General features: G+C 72.7%; 17 protein-coding genes and 1 pseudogene. 4 read left to right on the forward strand and 14 right to left on the reverse strand.

The window, feature by feature from the left end; translation table 11 throughout:
* Positions 1 to 536 (reverse strand): annotated as a pseudogene (locus EDD54_RS21365) (hypothetical protein); the annotation flags it as partial.
* A gap of 182 nt (positions 537 to 718) precedes the next feature.
* On the opposite strand from EDD54_RS21365, the gene EDD54_RS21370 reads away from it, so the two are divergent.
* Both EDD54_RS21370 and EDD54_RS21375 read left to right on the forward strand, forming a co-directional pair.
* The gene (locus tag EDD54_RS21370) at positions 719 to 3,280 is read left to right on the forward strand and encodes a glycosyltransferase (RefSeq protein WP_166653476.1); all 2,562 of its coding nucleotides are present in this window, start codon (positions 719 to 721) and stop codon (positions 3,278 to 3,280) included.
* Between the two features lie 129 nt (positions 3,281 to 3,409).
* Complete coding sequence (locus EDD54_RS21375; protein ID WP_126540617.1) at positions 3,410 to 6,226, forward strand: glycosyltransferase; 2,817 nt, start codon at positions 3,410 to 3,412, stop codon at positions 6,224 to 6,226.
* 202 nt (positions 6,227 to 6,428) lie between these two features.
* Here the strand turns inward: EDD54_RS21375 and EDD54_RS21380 are convergent, their stop codons facing one another.
* The 3 genes from EDD54_RS21380 to EDD54_RS21390 form a co-directional block, all read right to left on the reverse strand.
* Positions 6,429 to 7,238 carry a lytic murein transglycosylase gene (locus EDD54_RS21380; protein ID WP_126540618.1) on the reverse strand — a complete coding sequence of 270 codons (810 nt, stop codon included), beginning with the start codon at positions 7,236 to 7,238 and terminating at the stop codon, positions 6,429 to 6,431.
* A gap of 118 nt (positions 7,239 to 7,356) precedes the next feature.
* Entirely contained in the window at positions 7,357 to 9,258 is a 1,902-nt protein-coding gene (locus EDD54_RS21385) for a CASTOR/POLLUX-related putative ion channel (protein WP_126540619.1), read from the reverse strand.
* Between the two features lie 169 nt (positions 9,259 to 9,427).
* Positions 9,428 to 9,643, reverse strand: a complete 216-nt coding sequence (locus EDD54_RS21390) for a hypothetical protein (RefSeq protein WP_126540620.1) — start codon at positions 9,641 to 9,643, stop codon at positions 9,428 to 9,430.
* Positions 9,644 to 10,055: 412 nt separating this feature from the next.
* Between EDD54_RS21390 and EDD54_RS21395 the strand changes: the two genes are divergently transcribed.
* A complete protein-coding gene (locus EDD54_RS21395; protein ID WP_126540621.1) occupies positions 10,056 to 10,328 on the forward strand; it encodes a hypothetical protein in 273 nt (90 codons plus the stop codon).
* Between the two features lie 54 nt (positions 10,329 to 10,382).
* Here the strand turns inward: EDD54_RS21395 and EDD54_RS21400 are convergent, their stop codons facing one another.
* From EDD54_RS21400 to gspD, 8 genes are read right to left on the reverse strand one after another with little or no spacing between them, the layout of a single operon-like run.
* A complete protein-coding gene (locus EDD54_RS21400) occupies positions 10,383 to 11,261 on the reverse strand; it encodes a type II secretion system minor pseudopilin (RefSeq protein WP_126540622.1) in 879 nt (292 codons plus the stop codon).
* A complete protein-coding gene (locus EDD54_RS21405; RefSeq protein WP_126540623.1) occupies positions 11,258 to 12,031 on the reverse strand; it encodes a PulJ/GspJ family protein in 774 nt (257 codons plus the stop codon). Before EDD54_RS21405 ends, EDD54_RS21400 begins: the two co-directional genes overlap by 4 nt.
* Positions 12,028 to 12,435, reverse strand: a complete 408-nt coding sequence (locus tag EDD54_RS21410; protein ID WP_126540624.1) for a prepilin-type N-terminal cleavage/methylation domain-containing protein — start codon at positions 12,433 to 12,435, stop codon at positions 12,028 to 12,030. Before EDD54_RS21410 ends, EDD54_RS21405 begins: the two co-directional genes overlap by 4 nt.
* On the reverse strand, positions 12,432 to 12,908 hold the full coding sequence (locus tag EDD54_RS21415) for a pilus assembly FimT family protein (protein ID WP_126540625.1): 477 nt from the start codon (positions 12,906 to 12,908) through the stop codon (positions 12,432 to 12,434). Before EDD54_RS21415 ends, EDD54_RS21410 begins: the two co-directional genes overlap by 4 nt.
* On the reverse strand, positions 12,880 to 13,338 hold the full coding sequence (gene gspG, locus EDD54_RS21420; RefSeq protein WP_126540626.1) for a type II secretion system major pseudopilin GspG: 459 nt from the start codon (positions 13,336 to 13,338) through the stop codon (positions 12,880 to 12,882). The genes EDD54_RS21415 and gspG overlap by 29 nt, the downstream gene beginning before the upstream one ends.
* A 6-nt stretch (positions 13,339 to 13,344) precedes the next feature.
* Positions 13,345 to 14,556, reverse strand: a complete 1,212-nt coding sequence (locus tag EDD54_RS21425; RefSeq protein ID WP_245515852.1) for a type II secretion system F family protein — start codon at positions 14,554 to 14,556, stop codon at positions 13,345 to 13,347.
* Complete coding sequence (locus tag EDD54_RS21430) at positions 14,553 to 15,146, reverse strand: prepilin peptidase (protein WP_126540627.1); 594 nt, start codon at positions 15,144 to 15,146, stop codon at positions 14,553 to 14,555. Before EDD54_RS21430 ends, EDD54_RS21425 begins: the two co-directional genes overlap by 4 nt.
* 1 nt (position 15,147) lies before the next feature.
* Entirely contained in the window at positions 15,148 to 17,406 is a 2,259-nt protein-coding gene (gene gspD / locus EDD54_RS21435) for a type II secretion system secretin GspD (RefSeq protein WP_166653477.1), read from the reverse strand.
* Positions 17,407 to 17,710: 304 nt separating this feature from the next.
* Between gspD and EDD54_RS21440 the strand changes: the two genes are divergently transcribed.
* Positions 17,711 to 19,393 (forward strand): GspE/PulE family protein, encoded by a 1,683-nt coding sequence (locus EDD54_RS21440; protein WP_126540629.1) that lies wholly within the window; start codon positions 17,711 to 17,713, stop codon positions 19,391 to 19,393.
* Positions 19,394 to 19,438: 45 nt separating this feature from the next.
* Here EDD54_RS21440 and EDD54_RS21445 read toward each other — a convergent pair whose 3' ends face one another.
* The gene (locus tag EDD54_RS21445; RefSeq protein WP_126541894.1) at positions 19,439 to 19,669 is read right to left on the reverse strand and encodes a BQ00720 family protein; all 231 of its coding nucleotides are present in this window, start codon (positions 19,667 to 19,669) and stop codon (positions 19,439 to 19,441) included.
* Between the two features lie 313 nt (positions 19,670 to 19,982).
* Positions 19,983 to 20,408, reverse strand: a complete 426-nt coding sequence (locus EDD54_RS21450) for an Hsp20 family protein (RefSeq protein WP_126540630.1) — start codon at positions 20,406 to 20,408, stop codon at positions 19,983 to 19,985.
* Positions 20,409 to 20,508: the final 100 nt, after the last annotated feature.

Consider the following 20,508-nt stretch of genomic DNA (forward strand, 5'->3'; position numbering starts at 1 on the left):
AGGACGGAGATCGGGCTGACGGCGGTTGCGGCGGAGAGGGAGTCCTGGGGGATGGCGTCCTGGGCGCGGACGGCGAAGCGGAACTCGGAGACGTACTGGGGGGAGGCGACGAAGGCGAAGTAGAGGGCGGCGACGACGGTCGGGAGGGCGACCATCAGGAGGAAGGAGAGGGCGGAGCCGGAGACGCGGGGCCGGCTGGCGGCGAGGAGGCGGTCGAGGGAGGGGTTGCGGCCGGCAAGGCGCAGGCCGCCGCGGCCGGTCTGCTTCTGGGGCAGGGGGACGCGGCGGTTCGGGACGGCCGGGGCGGTGGGGCTCGCCGGACCCGGGACGGCGGGGCCGTCGGGGGCGACGGCGGGAACGGCGGCGGCGGGTCGGCGGGCGGGGCCCGCGCCCTGGCCGGCGCCGGCACCACGTGCGGGAGCGGCCGCGCCGGCCGCGGCCCCGCCGGCCGCCGGACCCGCGGCGCGCTCGCCGCCGGGCCGAACCCGGTTCAGCCGCACCAGCATCGCGCCTTCGCCTTCGCCCGTTCCGCTCACGCGCTTGCCTCCCGAAATGACGTCGACCCCGGCCGCGCGGCCGGTCCGGACGCGCGTCTGCCCGGAAAACTAGCATGTCCGGGCCCGTCGCGCGAGTGCACCGCAAAACGGCACCGCCCCATGGCGGGCGGGGCGTCGTCGTACTAGACATCCTCACGGTCTGGCGGGGAGCTGCGGCGACGATGGCGAGGGACGTGGACGGGTGGCGCGGCAGGGTGGCGCGGGTGGCGGACGGCGCAGCGGCGGCGCTCCGGCGCGCGCGTCTCCGCCCGCTCGCCGTGCTCCCCGCGGGCCTTTCGGCCCTCGTCGTGCCGACGCCGGAGCGCTTCGGCGCGCTCGCCGGCGACCTGCACGCCTCGGCCCTCTACCGCCGGGCCGCCGACGCCGCACGGGCGGCGGCGGCGCTCGCCCCCGGCGACGTCGAGCTCCTGGTCCGTCTCGCCGAGCGCGAGCGCCGCTGCGGCCGCTACGCCGCCTCCGCCGACGTGCTCGCCGCCGCCCTCGCGCTATCGCCCGCCCGCGCCGACCTGCAACGCCGGCGCGACGACATGGAGCTGATGCGGGGCGCCCGCCAGCTCGGGGCCGAGATGGCCGCCTTCACCCGTCACGCCGACGCCCTGCGCGACGCCGGCCGGCGCGAGGAGGCGGCGCTGGCCTACCGGAAGATCGTCGCGGCCGCGCCTGCCCACGGCATCTTCCTGGTCCAGCTCGGCAACATGCTGCTCGACGGCCGCGACTTCGCCGGCGCCGAGGACGCCTTCCGCCGCGCCGCGGCGCTGGCGCCGGGCGCCGCCGAGCCGCGGCTGCAGCTCGGCCGCCTGCATCTGGTGACCGGCCGGCGCGCCGCGGCGATCGCCGCCTTCGAGGACGCCGCCGCGGCCGCGCCCTGGCACGACGGCGCCTTCCGCTGGCTCGCCGGCACCACCGACCCCCGCCATCAGGAGAGCTGGTACATGCGGCGCGACGCCAACGGGGAACTCGCGCGGGCGACCGCCCTCGCCGAGGAGGCGGCGCACCTCCGTGCCCGCCTCGCCGAGATCGCGGCCGAACGGCCGGAACTCGAGGCCGAGACCGGCCTGCCGGTGGGGCTGTGGCCGCTCGCCCGCGACGGCTTCCGGCACCCGGCGCCGCTCGTGCCGGCACCGGCGGGGACGGTGGTCACGGTCGTCGCGCTCGCCGCCGCCTACGGCCTCGGCCGGCTGCACCGGCTGACGGCGGCGGTGGCGGCGAGCGAAGGCACGGACTGGCGGCTCGCGATCGTCGGCGACGACCCCGACCTCGCCGCGGCGGTGGCGCGGGTCGCCGTCGCCGAACCGCGGATCGTCTGGCACGCGGCGTCCGCCGACGCGGCGCCGGCCGTGGCCGTCCGGCTGGCGACATCCGCGGACGGCCCGGTGCTGCTGCCGGCGCCGGGCGCGCTGCCGGCCCGGGACGCGCTCGCCCGGCTCGCCGACGCCCTGGCCGCGACCGGCGCACCGGCGGTCGTCGCCGACGCCGAGATCGACGGCGCCGACGGCCCGGTGCCGCAGCTGCGCGGCCTGCCCGACCGCTTCGCCGCCGCCGAGCGGACCGTCGATCCCGGCAGCGTGCTCGCCCGTCCCGCGGCCGTCGCCGCCGCGCTCGCCGAACTCGGCGCGGACGCGGGACCGGACGCGCTCCGCCTCGCCGTCGCCCGCGCCGCGACGCTCGGACCCGGGCTCGCCCACGTGGCGTGGCCGCTGTTCGCGGAGGCGCGGCGGCCGGATCCACCGAGAGCGGACCCGCCGGCCGCGGTTCCGGCCATGCCCGCGTCCGCGCCGGCGGAGCGCGCGCGCATCGCCGTGATCGTGCCGAGCCGCGACAATCCGGGCGACCTCGGCACCTTCGTCGCCAGTCTGCGCGCCACCGCGGCGGCGGCGGACGCGCTCGACCTCGTCGTCGTCGACAACGGCGGCGTCCTCACGGAGACGCGGGCGCTGCTGGACGATCTCGCCCGGTCGGGCGTGCGGGTGATCGCCGCGCCGGAGCCCTTCAACTGGTCGCATCTCAACAACCGCGCCGCGGCGACGACCGACGCGCCGCTGCTGGTGTTCGCCAACGACGACATGCGGATGCTGACGACCGGCTGGGACGACGTGCTGCGCGGGCTGCTGGCGCGGCCGGAGATCGGGGCGGTCGGCGTCCGAATGGTCTATCCCGACGGCACGGTGCAGCACGCCGGCTTCCTCGCCGGCTGGCGCGGCGACGGCATGATCCACGACGGCGTCCACGAGGCCGGCGACGCCGCGGGTCCCGACGGCCGGTATCTGGCGACACGGGCGGTCGCGGCGGTGACCGGCGCGTTCCTCGCCCTTCGGCGGGCAGACTTCGAGGCGGTCGGCGGCTTCGACGCCGTGGCGCTGCCGATCGCCTGGAGCGACGTCGACCTCTGCTTCGCGCTGCGCGCCCGCGGGCTCGCCGTGGTCGAGACGCCGTCGATCCGCCTCGTGCACCACGAATCGAAGAGCCGCGGCCACGAGCACGAGAGCCCCGAGCGGATGGCGCGCAACGCCGCGGAACGCGCGGTGATGGCGGCGCGCTGGCCGGAGGCGCTCGCCCGCGATCCGTTCGCGAACCCCTGGTGGGTCATGGACCTCATGCCGTTCAGGCTGGTCCGCCCGCCCTCGGCCGCCGTGCTCGCCGCCCATCTCGCCCGCTCCGCGAGCGCCGCGCCGTGGCGGATTTCCGCGCCGGCGACGTCCCGGTCGGCGCCGGCGCGGGCATGATGTTTTTTTTACCCTGGATGGACATGTCGCGGCCTTTCCGCTTTTGTAGCATCGCATCGCAGCATGGGGCGGCGGCCGGGCGACCGGTCGTGACCCCCGGTTTTGACAACGAGATCGGATAATCGGCCCGTGTATTCATTGCGCAGGATCTTCGGTGAAATCGTCCGGCCCCCTTCCGTCCGCGACCTCGTGCGGACCGGCGACCGCTTCAACGCGCGCAAGCAGTGGGCCCCGGCGCTCGATGCCTACCGCAAGGCGCTCGCCCAGGATCCGTCGATGGCGCACATCTGGGTCCAGGCCGGTCACTGCGAGAAGGAACTCGGCCGCGTCGATCAGGCGATCGGCTGCTACCAGTCGGCGCTGGCGCTGGAAAACCTCGCCGACACCCACCTGCAGCTCGGCCACGCCCTGAAGATCTCGGGCCGCCCCGAGCAGGCGGTGGTCTCCTACATGACCGCGTTCCGCCTGGACCGCAACGCCGACGCCGATCGCGAGATCGCGGCGCTGCTCGGTCTGCCGGCGGGCGTCGGGTCGGTGGTCGACGACATCTACAAGGAGTTCGACGCGAAGTTCTACGTGTCGCGCTACCAGGACGTCGGCGCGTCGGGCGCCGATCCGTTCAACCACTTCATCGCCTGGGGCTGGAAGGAGCGGCGCAACCCGAACGCCACCTTCGACACCACGTGGTACCTCGAGGCCTACCGCCAGCTGATGGCGCCGGGCGAGAATCCGTTCCTGCACTACGTCGCCAAGGGCCGCCGCCTCGGCCTCAAGACCAACCCGGGCGGCGAGGGCGTCTGGCACGAGATGATCGCGCCGCGCAAGGCCGCCTGGAAGACGGTGGAGCCGGCCAAGATCTCGCCGATCTGCCGTGGCGTGGTGCTGATCCCGGTCTACAAGGGCCGCGACGAGACGCTCGCCTCGATCCACGCGGTGCTGCGCTGCCGCGGCGAGGTGCCCTACGCCCTGCTCGTGATCAACGACTGCAGCCCCGATCCCGACCTCACCGCCGAGCTGCGCGAACTCGCGGCCGAGGGTCTGTTCGAGTATTACGAGAACGAGAAGAACCTCGGCTTCGTCGGCACCTGCAACCGCGGCATCGAGATCGCCGCCGGCTTCGACATCGTGCTGCTGAACTCGGACGCCGAGGTGATGCCGGGCTGGTTCGACCGCATGACGGCGCACGCCGACCGCGAGCCGGACATCGGCTCGATCACGCCCTTGTCGAACAACGCCACCATCTGCAGCTATCCGCGCACCGACGCCGACAACATCATCCCGCTCGAGGTGACGATCGAGGAGATCGACGCCATCGCGGCGAAGGTCAACAAGGGCATCGTCGTCGACGTGCCGACCGGCGTCGGCTTCTGCATGTACGTGCGCCGCACCGCCCTCGACGAAGTCGGCCCGCTCGACATCGAGGCCTTCGCCAAGGGCTACGGCGAGGAGAACGACCTCTGCCGCCGGCTCGCCGGCGCCGGCTGGCGCAACGTGCTGGCCACCGACATCTTCTGCTTCCACGTCGGCTCGATCTCGTTCGGCGCCAGCAAGGCGGCGGAATACGAGGCCGGGCAGAAGGCGCTGATCCGCAAGCACCCGGACTATCCGATGCTGGTGCACCGCTACATCGGCGGCGATCCGAGCGTGTTCGCGCGCAAGCGCCTCGACCTCGGCCGCGTCGCCGAGCGCTTCCGCGGCTGCCTGCTGCTGGTCACCCACGACTGGGGCGGCGGCATCAAGACCTACATCGACGAGCGGCTGAAGCGCGACGACGTCGAGGAGGAGAACTACCTCGTCCTGCGCGTCACCGGCCTGCAGCAGCTGGTGATCGACCTGCCGCCGGGCGTCGACATGTTCCTGCCGAACGCGCGCGGCGTCGACCTGCGCTTCGACAAGCAGCTGTTCCGCGACTTCCTGCGCTTCCTCGAGCCGGCGGGGATCGAGTTCAACAGCGTCGCCGGCCTCGACTGGAATTCGCATTCCTTCGTGCTCGACGCGATCCGCGGCAGCGGCGCGCCCTACACCTACGTCGGCCACGACTTCGGCTCGTTCTGCCACCGCTTCAACCTGGTGCGGATCGACGGCCGTCACTGCGGCGTGCCGGGCATCGACGCCTGCCGGTCCTGCCTGCAGGTGCCGGATCCCTTCGTGCGCGACGCCGTCGACCCGGCCGAGCGCGTCGCCACCTACCGGACCTTCCTCGGCGGGGCCGCCCGCGCCGTGGTGCCGTCCGAGGCGAGCGCGGCGATCCAGAAGAAGCGCTTCCCGGAGATCGACTTCGTCGTCGAGCCGCACGAGGAGCCGCTGCTCGACGCCGACGCCCAGGTCAAGCGCGTGCGCAAGCGTTCGTCGCTGGTGGTGGCGGTGGTCGGCGCGATCGGCCCGCACAAGGGCGCCGACGTGCTGATGGCGCTCGCCCGCGACGCCCGCACCCGCAAGCGCGACGTCGGTTACTGCGTCGTCGGCTACACCAGCTCCGACAAGGAACTGTCCGACCTCGGCGTGACCATCAGCGGCCACTACGAGGGCGACGCCGGCGCGGTCAAGCTCCTGAAGCTGGTGCAGCCGGACCTGTTGCTGATCCCCAGCATCTGGCCGGAGACCTTCTGCTACGCGCTGTCGCTCGCCTTCAAGACAGGCATTCCGCCGGTGGTGTTCGACATGGGCGCCCCCGCCGAGCGCGTGCGCCGGCGCGGTTTCGGCCTCGTCGCGGACGCCAAGCTCGTCGATCGACCGGTCGACCTCACCGAGTTCCTGCTCGACGTCGACCTCGACGCCGCCTGGGACGCGGTGACGACGCTGGAGGCCGAGGCCGAGGCGGCCGCGCTGGCGGCCGAGGCCGAAGAGGCCGAGGCGGACGCCGCCGAGGCGGAGACGGCCGGCGGCAAGACGGCGGCCGCGGCCAAGGCGGCCAAGAAGACCCCGCCCGCCGCGGCGGCCGAATGATGCGCGTCCTGCGAGGTCCCGACGGGTCGGGACCTTGCGGCCTTTCGGCCGGCGCCCGGTCGGGCGCTTCTCGCCCGCGACGCTCCGACCATGGGTCGGAGCGTCGCGAGCTCGGTATGATATCCGTCCCACGAGGTCCCGACGGGTCGGGACCTCGTGCGCTCGCCACGGTGCGCGCGCCGGGGTCCCGGCCCCGGGGGTCTCACTCCAGGAGCTTGCCGGCCATCAGCGCGATGGCACGCTGGTAGTTGTCGGACTTGTTCCAGGCGGCGAGCACCGGGAAGTTGCCGCCGCCGGGCGCGTAGTCTGCGCCGGCCGACCAGCCGTGCGACTTCAGCAGGTTGGCGGTCGAGGCCAGCACGTCCGGCACCGAGCGGATCAGGTCGCGGCGGCCGTTGCCGTCGTAGTCGACGCTGTATTTCAGGTAATTCGAGGCGAGGAACTGGGTCTGGCCGATCTCGCCGGCCCAGGCGCCGACGAGGTCGGCCGGCGACTTGTCGCCGCGCTGGATGATCGTCAGCGCCGACAGGAGTTCGTTGCGGAAGAAGTCGGAGCGGCGGCAGTCGTAGGCGAGCGTCGCCAGCGAGCGGATCACGGGCATCTTGCCGCGGACGGCGCCGTAGTCGGTCTCCATGCCCCAGATCGCCACCAGCACCTCGGGCTGGACGCCGTAGCGGCGCTCGATGCCGGCGAGCAGGTCGGCGTGGGTGCGCAGCATCTTCTTGCCGGCGACGAGGCGACCCTTGGTGACGCGCTTGGCGGCGAAGGTGGCGAAGTCGACCTTGAAGGTGCCCTTCTGGCCGCGGTCCAGGCGGATCACCTCCTTGGAGTAGGAGAGGCCGCCGAGGGCCGACGCGGCGACGCCGGGCGCGATGCCGGCGGCGACCGCCTCGCCCTGGAAGGCGTCGAGCCAGGCCGGGAAGCCGGCGGCGTCGTTGCCGCAGGAGGCGGCGGTAGCCGGCGCGGCGGCGAGGGCGAGGAGGGCGGCGGCGAGAAAGGTCCTGTGGAACATCTGAAATCCCCGGCGGAACGATCCGCCGAGGTTCGCCACACAGGGTGAAGGATTCGTCAAGAACGCGGCCCGCGGCCGTGAAGTCGCGCGGCCGGCGACGCGCGTCGGCGGGCCTTGGTCAGCCGTCGCGGCCGAGCACGACGACGCGGTCGGCCTCCTCGAAGGCGACGGCGGTGGACTTGGCCGGGTTGATCACGACGCCGCCCATGTTGCGCGCGTCGGTCTCGCCGGAGCGGCGGCGGCGCCAGCCGAGCGCGACCTCGCCGCGGGCGCGGGCGGCGGCGGTGACGGTGTGAAAGTCGACCGGGCGGTCGAGCGCGACGTAGTCCGACATCGGCCGGAGGTAGATCTCCGAGCCCGCCTCGTCGAGCAGGCCGGCGAAGATCGCCGACATCGCCTCGTTCTCCGCCGCCTGGGCCAGCATCAAGCTGACCAGCTTGTTGCTGACGACGAAGTCGTCGGCCCGGCTGACCTCGGCGAGGACGCGGTTGCGGACGTCGACCATTTCGCTGACCACCGAGACGTGGCGGCCGGCGGCCTCGGCGATCTTGCGCAGGTGCAGCAGCGTCACCAGCGTGCGGGTGTCGGCGGCCTGGGCGGCGAGCGTCTCGATGTAGCCGAGCACCAGGACGTGGTCGTAGGACGGCACGTCGAAGCCGTCGAGCACGGTGCGGCTGGTGGTGTCGGCGACGCAGTATTCGAGGCGGAGGTTGGAGCCGACCAGCTCGACCGCGCCGACGCGCTCCTCGAGGTCCGGCACGTCGGCGACGACGGTCAGCACCGAGCCGGGGGCGACGTAGCGCGACAGCTCGCGGGCGATGATCGGGGCGCGGCGGTTCCAGCCGAGCAGCAGGGCGCGCTCGGGCAGGCGCGGCCGTTCGACCGCCGGGCGAATGGCGGCCTCGTCGGGCGCGCGCGCCGGCGGCTTGATGCGGATCGCGTCGTCGTCCTCGGCGATCACGATCACCTTGTCGCCGCGCCCGATCACGGTCTCCATCGGCGGGTTGAGCTCGATGGCGCCGCCGACCGACAGGCCGATCGGGACGCAGTCGTCGAAGGCGGACAGCGCGTCGCCGAAGCGGCGGCCGACGAGGTCGGGCTGTTCGACCACGTAGATCTCGCAGCCGTCGAAGTCGAGCAGCTCGGAATAGACCGCGGAGAGGCCGGTCTGCCGGCTGGAATGGACGACGATGCGCGAGATCAGGTCGTCGGCCAGCACCAGCTGCAGCTCGTCGCCGCCGACGACGCGGGCGAGGTCGGCCTTGGCGAGGTCGCGGATCTCGGCGGCGATGCGGTAGGGCTCCGGCCGCCGCGCCGGGTCGTTGGTGAGGGCGAGCACGGTCTTGATCACCCGGCTGTCGGGATCCTCGCCCTCGGGCGACAGCACCACGACCGCCCGCGAGGTCTGCGGGTTGACGATGGCGAGGTCGTAGAGGTCGGTGGGATCGCCCGAGCGGCAGATGACGCGGGTGTTGCGCAGGTCCGGGATCTTGTCGGCGATCTCGTCCTCCATCTCGACCTTGTCGCGGTCGGCCATCACGACGATGCGCGGCCGCTTGCGGCTCTCGTTGGCGATCACGAGCTCGGAGATGACGTCGAAGATCGACGGCGACCAGTTGAGGATGACGGTGTGGTCGCGCTCCAGCACCTTCGAGCGGCCCTTGCGCAACTCGTCGAGCTTGCCCTCGAGGCCGGAGGACAGGACGCCGATCAGCGCCGAGACGATGAAGATGCCGGCGAGCGTGACCAGCAGCATCACCCAGCGGAAGCCCCAGCCGGCGTCGCCGCCCATGGTGCCGCTGTCGAGGGTGCGCATCAGCGCCTCCCAGGAGCCCTCGCCGAAGCTCAGCGCCTCGCCGCCCTCGGGCGCGATCGCCGTGACGGCCAGGAACGCGCCGGCGACCAGCACCACCGCCAGCGACAGCACGCCGAGCCAGCCGATCAGCGCGATCGGGCCGGCCGCCATGGTCTTGTCGAACGCGTAGCGCAGCCGCGCCCCGAGCGGAGCCCTGTCCGTCATCTCGCCATCCCCCCGAACCGGAGCCATCGCGGCCCGGACCCTCGCAAAATCCTTAAGGATTTGTTTCGATCACCAGCTTTAGGGCCGCCCCGGCGGGCGGGGAAGGGGGCGAATCGCCGATTGGTGAACGCTCGTCGCGTCCCGCGTGGCGGCCGCCTCCGACCCGGCCTCAGAGCAGCGGGTCGGCGAAGGGCGCGGCGGCGCCGGCGCAGCCGACGGAATGGCCGGCGGGGGCGAAGCGGCGGATCGCCGGCACGGGGGCGAAGCGGCGGAGGGCCGCGACGGTCTCGGCGCGGCTGGCGCCGACGAGGCCGGTGCGGACCAGAGCCTCGGCGAGGCGGCGGGAGAAGGTGCGGCGGGGCAGGGTCTCGACGATCATGGTCATGGGGGCTGGTCCTTCGCTCGGCCGCGCGGCGCGGCGTTTCGTGGGACCATCGATGCCCGGGACGCGGCCCGGCCGCGGTGCGAAAACGCACAGGCCGGACGAAGGCGGCCAGGACAACCGCTCGAAACCGCCTTTCATCCCTCCCCTCCAGGGGAGGGTCCGAGCGCAGCGAGGGGGAGGGGTCGCCCCTTTTTCCGTTCCGCGGGCGCGTTTTGGATGGAACGAGGCTCCCCTCGATCAAATCGCGCTTGGTCCGACCCGCAAAGGCGACCCCTTCCGGCCCTTCGGGCCACCTTCCCCTGAGGGGAAGGATGAATTGCAGCTTCGAACGATCGCCGGACCGAACCGGCGGATCCGCTTGACAAGGCGTGCCGGCGCGGCGTTGATGCCGGCCGGACGAAACGAGGCGACCATGGTCACCAACCGCATTCCCGACGAGGGCACCTACAGCAAGACCGACGCGGTGATGTCCGCGGTCGGCGCCACGCTGCTGATCGTCACCGAGATGCTGGGTGCGGTGTTCGCCTTCGCCTGGGCGATCGCCGGCCTGCTCGGCCTCGGCGAGACCGCGACCTACGTGCTGATGGCCGTGGTCGCCGTGCCCGGCCTCGTCGCCTCCGCTTCCCTCACCCGCCGGGTGCTGCGCGTCGAGGCGACGCTGCGCGGGGCGGCGCCGTCGGCCTGATCGGCCGCCGCCGGCCGGATCATCTCCGGCGCCGGACCATGCGATCACACGACGTCAGCCTCGCCACTCGATCACGCGATAGGGCGCCGTGCCGGTGGAATCGGCCGTGATCACCACCTCGACGTCGCGCGCGACGCCGCGGCCGGACGCCACCTTCAGGCCGATGCGGTAGGCGACCGGCGGATCGGTGGTCGCCAGGGCCTGCGCCGCTTCGCCGACGAGCTTCTTCAACGCCTCCGAGGTCTCGTCGGAGCGCTTCTGCCGGAGCTTCACGAGGCGGCCGACCGCGCTCGACGACAGGCCCGGCAGCGCCCGCAGCACCGCCTCGGGGGCGTCGTAGAGGTCTATCGTGCCGGCGGGGTTGGCGACGGTGAAATAGGGCCGGAGCGCGCGGACGTCGTCGGCGCCGACGCCGAGCACCCAGCGCAGCTCGTCGACCGAGCGGAAGCCGTCGTTGCGCGGCCGCCAGCCGACGCCGGCGGCGTCGTAGTCCGCGGCCTCGGCGCCGCCGCCCTCGCCGACGTCGCCGTCGGCGTCGCGCCAGTCGGCGACGCGGGCGGCGAACTGCTCCGGCCGCAAGGTCTTGCGGCCGGCGGCAAGCCAGGCCGCGGCGATCAGCTTGGGATCCGAACCGTTGAGGTCGATGCGGGCGCTCTCGGCCAGCACCGACAGCGTCACCGTGCCCGCGTCGAGCCGGATCTGCTGGCCGGCGAGGCCGGCGGCGGGGGTCTTCAGCACGAACAGCTGGTAGCCGGCGAGTTCGAGGCCGGCGCGGACGAGGGCGTCCGCCTCGAGGTCGTCGACGGCGAGGCGGGCGTCGTCGACGCCGGAGCGCACCAGCAGGGTGATCGCGCCGACGAGCCCGGCGAACAGCACCAGGACGCCGAGGACGGAGGCCAGCACGAAGCCGGCTCGGGGCGCGCGTCCGGTCATCGCACCCTCGCCGCCGCCGGGCCGTTGCGGTTGCGGTTCGGGCGAGCGCCCGGCTCGCCCTGGGGCGCGGCGCCCTCGCCCTGGCGCTGCTGGTCGGCGAGGCTGCAGAAGCCTTTGCCCTCGACGGCGCAGCCGGGTTCGGCGTCGACCAGGATCGGCACGCGGACGCTGTCGACGAGAGTGCCGGCGCGGTCGGTCAGGGCGATCCGGATCGCCGCCGGCAGCTTGCCGGGCTTGGTCCAGTCGTCGGTCAGCACCTCGCCGCTGCCGTCGGCCTGCGCCGCGAAATAGGCGAAGGCGACCCTGAGATCGCCCTGGTAGAGCCGCACCGGCGCCGGGAAGACGAGGGTGCGGGCGTCGTCGAGGTCGGGCCGCACGGGTGCTTCGGTGCGCAGCAGCACCGCGCGGTCTTCGACGACGCCGGCCCGGTAGGCGACGGCCGCGGTGGCGAGGAGGCCGGTGGCGTCGGGCCGGTCGAGGGTGAAGAGCAGGCGGTCGGACCCGCCGGCGAACAGGAAGTCGCCGTGGCGCTCGCCGGCGAAGCGGCCCCGGCTCATGCCCCGGATCTCGCGCTCAAGGCCGGCGACGGCACGGCCGATGGTCTCGCGGCGCTCGAGGTCGGCGGCGGTGCGGTCGCCGAGCCGGATCACCACGGTGATCAGGCCGGCCAGCCCGGCGACGACGAAGGCGCCGATCGCCAGCGTCGCCAGCGCCTCGACGAGCACGAAGCCGGCGCGGGGGGCGCCGCGGGCGGGGCGCCGGCCGGTCACGACGCCGGCGCCTTGACGAGGCGGACGGTCTCGACCGCCAGCCGGCGGCCGCGCGGCATCGACACCTCGACGGTGAGGCGGACCGGCACGAAGGCGGGCGGGGCACCGTCGCCGGGCTTCGGCAGGGCGAGGCCGACCGCCTCGCTGGTCATGACCCAGGGATAGTCGCCGGCGCGGCCGGTTTTGCGGCCGGGCCTCGCGAGGGCGGCGGGGATCGGCCCCTCGAGCAGGCTGCGCACCACCTTCTCGGCGGCGAGGGTCTCGTTCACCGACGCGGTGCCGTAACGGGCCGAGACGAGGCCGCGGGTCAGCACGACGGCGACGAGCGAGAGCACGACGAAGGCCGCGAGCACCTCGATCAGCGTGAAGCCGTCGCGGCGCCCGCGCGGCGCGGTCCCGGTCACAGCTTCACCTCGACCATGGTGACGGCGGAGGTGATCGGATCGACGCGGACGCCGTAGCCGGACTTGCCGCGGCCGATCACCATGAGGCCGCCGCTGGAGCGGCCGTCCGGGGAGAAGACGACGCCGGCCGGGCGGCCGTCGAAGCGGAACACCACGTCGTCCGGCAGCGCGATGACCGCGCCGGTGGTGCCGGAGCGGACGAGGCGGGCGCCGACGTCGACGGCGGTGACCACCGGCCGGTCGGTCCGGTCGGCGGCGTTGCGGTCGGCGCGCATGGTCGCCGCGACCTGATAGGCGCGCACGCGCAGGTCCGTCGCGGTGCGCACCGGCATCACCTTGGGCAGGGCGAGCGCCGCGACGAGGCCGAGGATCGCGAGGGTGAGCGACAGCTCGATCAGGGTGAAGCCGGCGCGGCGGCCGCGCCGGTGCCCCGGGCGGGCGCGGTCACTCGTTGGAGACGTCGGCCCCGTCATCGGTTCCGCCCTTCTTGCCGTCGGCGCCGTAGGACACGATCACGTAGGGCGCCTTGGTGCCGGGCACGCGGTATTCGTAGGCGTTGCCCCAGGGATCGAGCGGCACCGCGTCCTGCTGCAGGTAGGGACCGCCCCACTTGTCGGCCGACGGCGGCCGCTTGATCAGGGCGCCGAGGCCCTCCGAGGAGGTGGGATAGCGGCCGTTGTCGAGGAAGAACAGGTCGAGCGCACCGGCGAAGGACTCGATCTGCAGCTTGGCGGCGCGCGAGCGCGACGACGACAGGTAGCTCAGGACCCGCGGGCCGACGAGGCCCATGACGAGGCTGAGGATGACGAGCACGACCAGGAGCTCGACCAGGGTGAAGCCGCCCTTGCGGTCGCGTCGGGCGCGGTACGTCTCGAGGGAACGGCGGAGCGCGGGTCGATCCATGATTGCCTATACCAGGAGGTCGTTGATGCTGATGAGCGCCGTCATCACGGAGATGATCAGCCAGGCGACGAGCAGGCTGACGCCGATCATCATAGCAGGCCCGATGATGGCAGTAACACGGCCGAGGGCCGTGTCCAACTTGGCTTCGTAGAAGCCGCCGATGCGGTCGGCGCTGTCGGCGAGGTTGCCGGATTCCTCGCCGACCCGGATCATCTGCACGACGTGGCCGGGCAGGAGGTTCCGTTTCGCCAGCGATTCCGACAGCCGCTTGCCCTGGCGGACGTCGGCGATCACCTTGTCGATCTCGGCGCCCGCCGCCGGCAGGCGCACGACGCCGCGGATCAGGCGGAGCGAGGTGGAGATGTCGACGCCGTTGCGCACGAGGATGGCCAGGGTCCGGCAGAAGGTCAGCGTGATGTCGTAGGTGATTACGGTCCGCGTCACCGGCATCCGCGCGAGCAGCGTGATCCAGAGCGAGCCGCCGCGGCCGAGCCGGCCGATCACCACGAACAGGATCAGCAGCCCGATCGCGCCGGCGCCGATCATGTCGAGGTTCTCTCGGAAGATCCGCGACAGCTCGAACACCCTGAGCGCCGACGGGTCGAGCTTGTCGCGGAAGCCGGCGATCGCCTTCTCGAACTGCGGGATGATGTAGGCGAGCACGAAGACCAGTACGCCGCTCGCCGCCACCACCAGGAACAGGGGATAGGAGATCGACGAGAAGAAGCGCTTGCGCAGGAGTTCGACGCGCTGGCGCTCGCGGGCGATGCCGGTCAGCGCCTCCTCGAGGCGGCCGGTGGTCTCGGCGACCTCGACGGTCTTGACGTAGATCGGCGGGAACAGCTTCGGGTGCTGCGCCAGCACCTGGCTGAGGCTCTTGCCGCCGGTGAGCTCGGCGTGGAGCGTACGGATCAGCTTGGCGAGCCAGCGCCGGGATTCCATCTGCGACAGGATCACCAGCGCCTCGTCCAGCGTCACGCCGCCCTTGAGCAGCATCGCGAGGTCGAGGGTGAAGCCGGTGATGTCCTCGGACTTCGGCTCCGGCGTCACGAGCTCGCGCCAGCCGCCGGTGCTCGCCGGCCGGGTCTCGTCGGCGGAGATCGGCGTGAAGCCGGCGCGCTCGAGATTCTCCAGCACCTCGGCGCGGCTGCCGGCCTCCATGACGCCGGCGAGCATGCGGCCCGAGGCGTTGATGGCCTTGTAGGCGAAATGGGTCACGGCGCGAGCCCTCCCGGCAGCACGTCGGGGGCGAGGCGGGCGAGCGCGAACACCAGGGCGAGGGCGGGCGCCAGCAGGGTGCCGAAGGCGAGCTTCTCGGCGCGCAGGCTCTGCGAACGGCCGTGGCGGACGAGGAGGACGGCGACGCCGGCCGCGCTGGCGGCAGCGAGGGCGGCGGCGAAGCCGGGCGCGCCGACCAGGACGCCGCCGGCGGCGCCGAGCTTGACGTCGCCGAAGCCGAGGCCGTCGAAGCCGCGGCGGCGGTAGAAGATCTCGCGCACCAGCCAGAGCGCGCCGCCGGTGAGGGCGACCTCGACCGCGGCGCGCAGCGCCTCGTCGGCGAGCGGCAGGCCGAAGGCGCGGGCGTCGGCGAGGCGGACGGCGGCGCCGACCAGGGCGAGGCCGACGACGGCGCCGTCGGGGATGGTGAAGCTCGCGGCGTCCTCGACCGCGACCCAGGCGGTGAGCGCGACCACCGCCGCGACCGCGACCGCCTCGCGGCCGCCGCCGGCGGCAAGGACGACCGCGACGGCGGCGAGCGCCGCCAGCGTCGCGCCGACGAGGTCGCGGAGGCCGGCGCCGTCCGCCATCTCAGGGGCTCTGCCGTTCGCGCTGGCCGATCGACCACAGCCGCGAGCGCAGGTCCTCGGCGACGGTCTGGGCGTCCTCGCCGTCGTGGATGACGACCGGCTTGATCAGGACGACGAGTTCGGTGCGCTCGCCCTTCTTGGAGGTGTCGCCGGCGGCGTCGCGCAGGATCGGGATCCGGTTGACGAGCGGCAGGCCGGTGCGGCCGTTGTCCTTGGACGAGGTGATCAGGCCGGCGAGCACCACGGTCTGGCCGGAGACCACCGAGATGCGCGAGGACACCTTGCGCTGCGAGAAGGTCGGACCGAGCTTGTTGGACTGGTCGGCGACGTTCGATATCTCCTGGTCGATGCTCATCGTGACGGCGCCGTTGTCGCCGATCCGCGGCGTCACCTTCAGGATGATGCCGGTGTTGCGGTACTCGATCTCGTTGACCGTGACCGCGTTCGAGGTGTCGTTGCTGGTGCGCTGGGACACCTGGATCGGTACCGAGTTGCCGACCTGGAGGTTGGCGGTCTGATTCTCCATCACCACCAGCGAGGGCGACGACAGGATTTCGACGTCGGTGACCTTGTCGAGCGCCGAGATGATCATGTCGGGATCGGAGGCGGCGCCGAGCAGGAAGTTGAAGCCCGGCAGCGTGCGGGTCAGCGTCGAGGCCTCGGAGTTCTGGAAGTTGACGCCGGCGTCGCCCGACTGGAAGTAATACTTCACGCCGTATTGCAGCGTGGTGTTGAGCTTGACCTCGGCGATGGTCGCCTGGATCGCGACCTGGAGCGGCGGCACGTCGAGTTCGCGCAGGGTCGCCTGGATCTTCCGGAAGGTGTCGCCGTCGGCGAACACGACCACCGAGTTGTTGGTGGGGTCGGCGCTGATGCGCACGGCCGTGTTCGCGCCCTCGTTGCCCTGACGGGTGAGGTCGATCACGTCGGGCGAGGCCGAATCGGAGGCAGAGGTGCCCGACTGGTCGCCGCCCCCGCTGTCCTCGCCGGCGCCGGTGACGTTGTCGATCGGGGTCTCGCCGGTCTGGCTCGGATCGGTCGACTGCGTCGGGTCGGTGCCCCCGGCGGTGGAGCTACCGGAGATCGGCGAGCCGGTCGTCGAGCCCGAGCCCGAGGTGCCACTGCCGCCGCCGGACGTGCCCTGCTGGCCTCCGGTCGACAGCGAGGTGTCGGCCGAGATGCCGAACAGGGTGCCGACGATCTTGGCCAGTTCCTTGGAATCGCGGTACTTCGCCCGGTAGATGAAGACGTTGCCCTCGCCGTCGGCGTTCTCCTGGTCGAGCCGGCGGACCCAGGTCTCGGCGCGGCGGATCAGGGTCTGGTTCGACGACACCGCCAGCACGGCGCGCAGGCGCTTGATCGGCTTGAACTGGATCGCGCCGTTGGCGTTGCCGTTGGCGCCGCTGTCGAAGACGCGCTCGAGCTCGGAGACGATCGCGTCAGGCTGGGCCCGCTTCAGCTCGAGGATGGCGACCGACTGGTTCGCCATCCAGTCCTCGTCGAAGGACAGCACGGTCTGCACCACCTCCTCGCGCTTCGGCCCGGGGCCGGAGATGACGAGGGCGTTCTTGGTCCGGTCGATCCGCAGGCTCTCGGCGTCGGTGACGAAGCCGCCGAGCAGTCGCGAGATCGCCTGCACCGAGACGAAGCGCAGCGGCACGATCGAGACGCCGTAGCCGGGGCTGGAGCGGCGGCCGACGTCGACGGCGCCGGCCGCCGGCAGCAGCGGGCCGACCCGGTAGACGCCGCCGGACTTCGTCAGCGAGAAGCCCTGGCTGGAGAGTACGGTCTCGAGCGTCGACAGCAGCTCGTTTCGGCTCACGGGGCGCGCCGAGGAGATCGAGGTGGTGCCGGCGACGTCGGGCGAGATGGTGTAGTTGAGGCCGAGCGCCTCGCCGAGCACGGCGTGAACCACGTCGCGGATCTCGGCGTTGTCGAAGTTGAGGCGGTAGGCGTCGGGCTGCGAGGCGCCGGTGGCCTCGCCCGCCGCGGGGTCCGTCGCCGCGCCGGTGCGGGCGCCGGCCGCGGCGGTGCCGTCGGCGGCATAGGCGCCGGGTCCGAAGATCTGCGAACGGCCGGAGCCGCCGCCCCCGACGGGGATCAGGCCCTGCGGCTCCCTGGCGGAGGGCTTGGGCTTGCGGGCACGCAGGTCGCCGAACACGCCGCCCTCGAACACCGAGCCGCGGCTGTCCGGCTCGCTGTCGAGGCTGGCGCACGAGACGACCCCTGCGAGGCCGACGATCACGAGCAGGAGCCGCAATGCCCACATAACGAACGGTGCCCCTCAGGCGATCCGACGACTGCGCCCGGATCCACGGCGCGCGAACGATACACCGGACGGATGGGTCCTTCCGGCCATATTGCTCCGCTCCCGTCCGATATGTCCCGGAGCTTCACCGTTTTTCAACATGTGTGTCGTCGCGGACGCATCGCATCGACCCCCGACGGGGTGGCGGCGGGGTCGATTTGCGTCGACCCCGGGTGCCGTCTATCTCTACGGGACGGTGGGCGCCGGGGCGCGTTCCGCCGCGGGTTCGGGGCGGTCTCGAGGAGGCGGGCGGGGCATGGCGGCGATCGAGAGTCCGGTTCGGGACGGCGGCTTCATCACCTTCCTGCGCGACCGCGGCATCCTCAACGACGCCTCCGGTCCGCGCGCGGACCGCGCCGACCTCGAATCACTCTGGCGCTCCGGCGTCGCCACCGGCGCCGAACTCGCCGACGCGGCGGCCGAGTTCCACGGTCTGAGGCGGGCGAGTTTCGCGGAGCTGTCGCAGCGTCCGCCGGCCTTCCAGGACCTGTCGCGGCGCTATCTGCGCGAGGCCGCGATCTTCCCGTTCTCGCAGGACGGCCGCGCCGTGCTCGCCGTCGCCGACCCGGCCCGGCGCGAGCCGGTCGAGGCGGTGCGGCTCGCCCTCGGCGGCGAGGCGGAGCTGGTCGTCGTCACCTTCGACGAGGTCGACCTCCTGTTCGAGCGCGCCGGCGCCGAGGAGCCGGCCGTCGAGCCCGATCTCGCCGACGCCGGCGAGGGCGAGGCGGCGGTCGCCCTGTCGGACAGCGTCGAGGCGCTGCAGGACCTCGCCCGCGGCGCCCCGATCGTGCGGACGATCGACCAGATGCTGGAGCGCGCGCTCGAGGCGGGCGCCACCGACATCCACGTCGAGACCGGGCGCGACAACCTCCGGGTCCGCTTCCGCGTCGACGGCTATCTCCGGCCCGACCAGAGCTTCCCGAAGCATCTGGCGCCGGCGATCATCTCGCGCATCAAGATCCTCGCCTCGCTCGACATCGCCGAGCGCCGTCTGCCGCAGGACGGCCGCGCCAACATCCGGATCGGCAACCAGGAGGCCGACCTGCGCGTCGCGATCGCGCCGACGCTCTACGGCGAGACGGCGGTGCTGCGCATCCTGCTCAAGGACACCCGCCTGCTCGAACTCGGCCGCATCGGCATGACCGAGGCGGACCAGCGCATCTTCGAGAGTCTGATCGAGGAGCCGCACGGCATCGTCATCGTCACCGGCCCGACCGGCTCGGGCAAGACGACGACGCTCGCCACGGCGATGTCGATGCTGAACGACCCGACCCGCAAGATCATCACGGTCGAGGACCCGATCGAGTACCAGCTGCCGGGCATCCACCAGACCCAGATCCGCGCCCAGATCGGCCTGACCTTCGCGGCGGCGCTGCGCTCGTTCCTGCGCCACGACCCGGACGTGATCATGGTCGGCGAGATGCGCGACGGCGAGACCGCCAGCATCGGCATCCAGGCGGCGCTGACCGGGCATCTGGTGCTGACGACGCTGCACACCAACACCGCCGCCGACGCGGTGATCCGCCTCGCCGACATGGGCGTCGAGCCCTACCTGATCGCCTCGACGCTGCGCGGCGTGCTCGGCCAGCGCTTGGTGCGGCGGCTGTGCGAGCGCTGCAAGCGGCCCGACGCGCGCGAGGCCGACATCGCCGAGGGACTCGCCGAGACGCGCGGGTTCCGGATGGATCCGTCCTGGGTGTTCCACGGACCGGTCGGCTGCGAGGCCTGCGGCCACACCGGCTACCGCGGCCGCGTCGGCATCTTCGAGGCGATGCGCGTCGACGGCGAGCTGCGCCACCACATCCGCCACGAGCCGGATCCGCAGAAGATCCTGGAGATCGCGCGTGCGGGCGGCATGACCTCGATGCTGGAGGACGGCCTTATGAAGTCCGGCCTCGGCGTCACCTCGATGGAAGAGGTGCTCCGGACGACCGGCTGAGTTCGTGGCCGACCGCCGGCGGCGGGCCGGCGGTCCGGACGGGGCTCAGTGCACGCTCACCGTGGTGAGGTCGGCTTCCTGGGCGTTGGCGAGCGCGGCCTCGCGGCTGTCGGTCAGCATGATCGGCGTGCCGTCGGCGGCGAGCAGTGCCCACAGCTTCAGGCCGGGGGCGAGATGCGGCGCGCCGGGGAACAGCGAACCGACGTCGTCGGAATCGATCTTGCGGATGTAGGCGACCTTGCCGTCGCCTAGCTGCAAGAAGGCCGCGTCGGGCATGATCGCCCGCTCGGCGTGGTGGTGATGCTCCTGGTCGTTCATGACGCACCTCCTCGGGGTCCCGCCGTGACGTGGCCGGGAACCGCTGGACTGTCCGGTCGGTGGTCCGTCGCGCGCCGGTCTTTCGGCCGGCGTGGGCGGGTGCCGGGCCCGCGGCGAGCATGTCGCCGTGCGCCCGACGGGAACGCATTCCGATCTTACGGTCGGAACGCTTACGTGGATGTTGACGTTCGGGTGTCCGCCCCGCCCACGAGAGGGAACGGGCCGTGCGGTGCGACGGTTCCGCCGCGGGGATCGGACCTTCGGACCGCCGTCAGTCGCGGGCGGAGATCTCGATCTTGCGGACGATCCGCTCGGGCTGCGGGCGGGTGAGGTCGATCGAGAGCAGGCCGTCCTTGAGGTCCGCGCCCTTGATCTCGATGCCCTCGGCCAGCACGAAGGTGCGCTGGAACTGCCGCGCGGCGATGCCGCGGTGGAGGAAGTGCCGCGCCTTGTCCTCGACCTGACGGCCGCGGATGATCAGCTGGTTCTCCTCCACCGAGACGTCGAGCTGGTCGCGGGTGAAGCCGGCCACCGCGAGGGTGATGCGGATCACGTCGCCGGCGCCGTCGCCGGGGATGCGCTCGATGTTGTAGGGCGGATAACCGTCGTTGGTGGCCTTGGCCACCCGGTCGAGCGCCCGCTCGATGTCGTCGAAGCCCAGCAGGAACGGGCTCTGGAAAGTTGTCAAACGCGTCATCGATCAAAGTCCTCGCTCGGGAAGCGACCTTGACGTTGCGCCGGACCCTGGCGGCGTCCGGCCGGCCCCGAGGGGCACGACGCGAATATGGCGAGCCCCT

The sequence above is a fragment of the Oharaeibacter diazotrophicus genome, from assembly GCF_004362745.1.
Classification (GTDB): Bacteria; Pseudomonadota; Alphaproteobacteria; order Rhizobiales; family Pleomorphomonadaceae; genus Oharaeibacter; species Oharaeibacter diazotrophicus.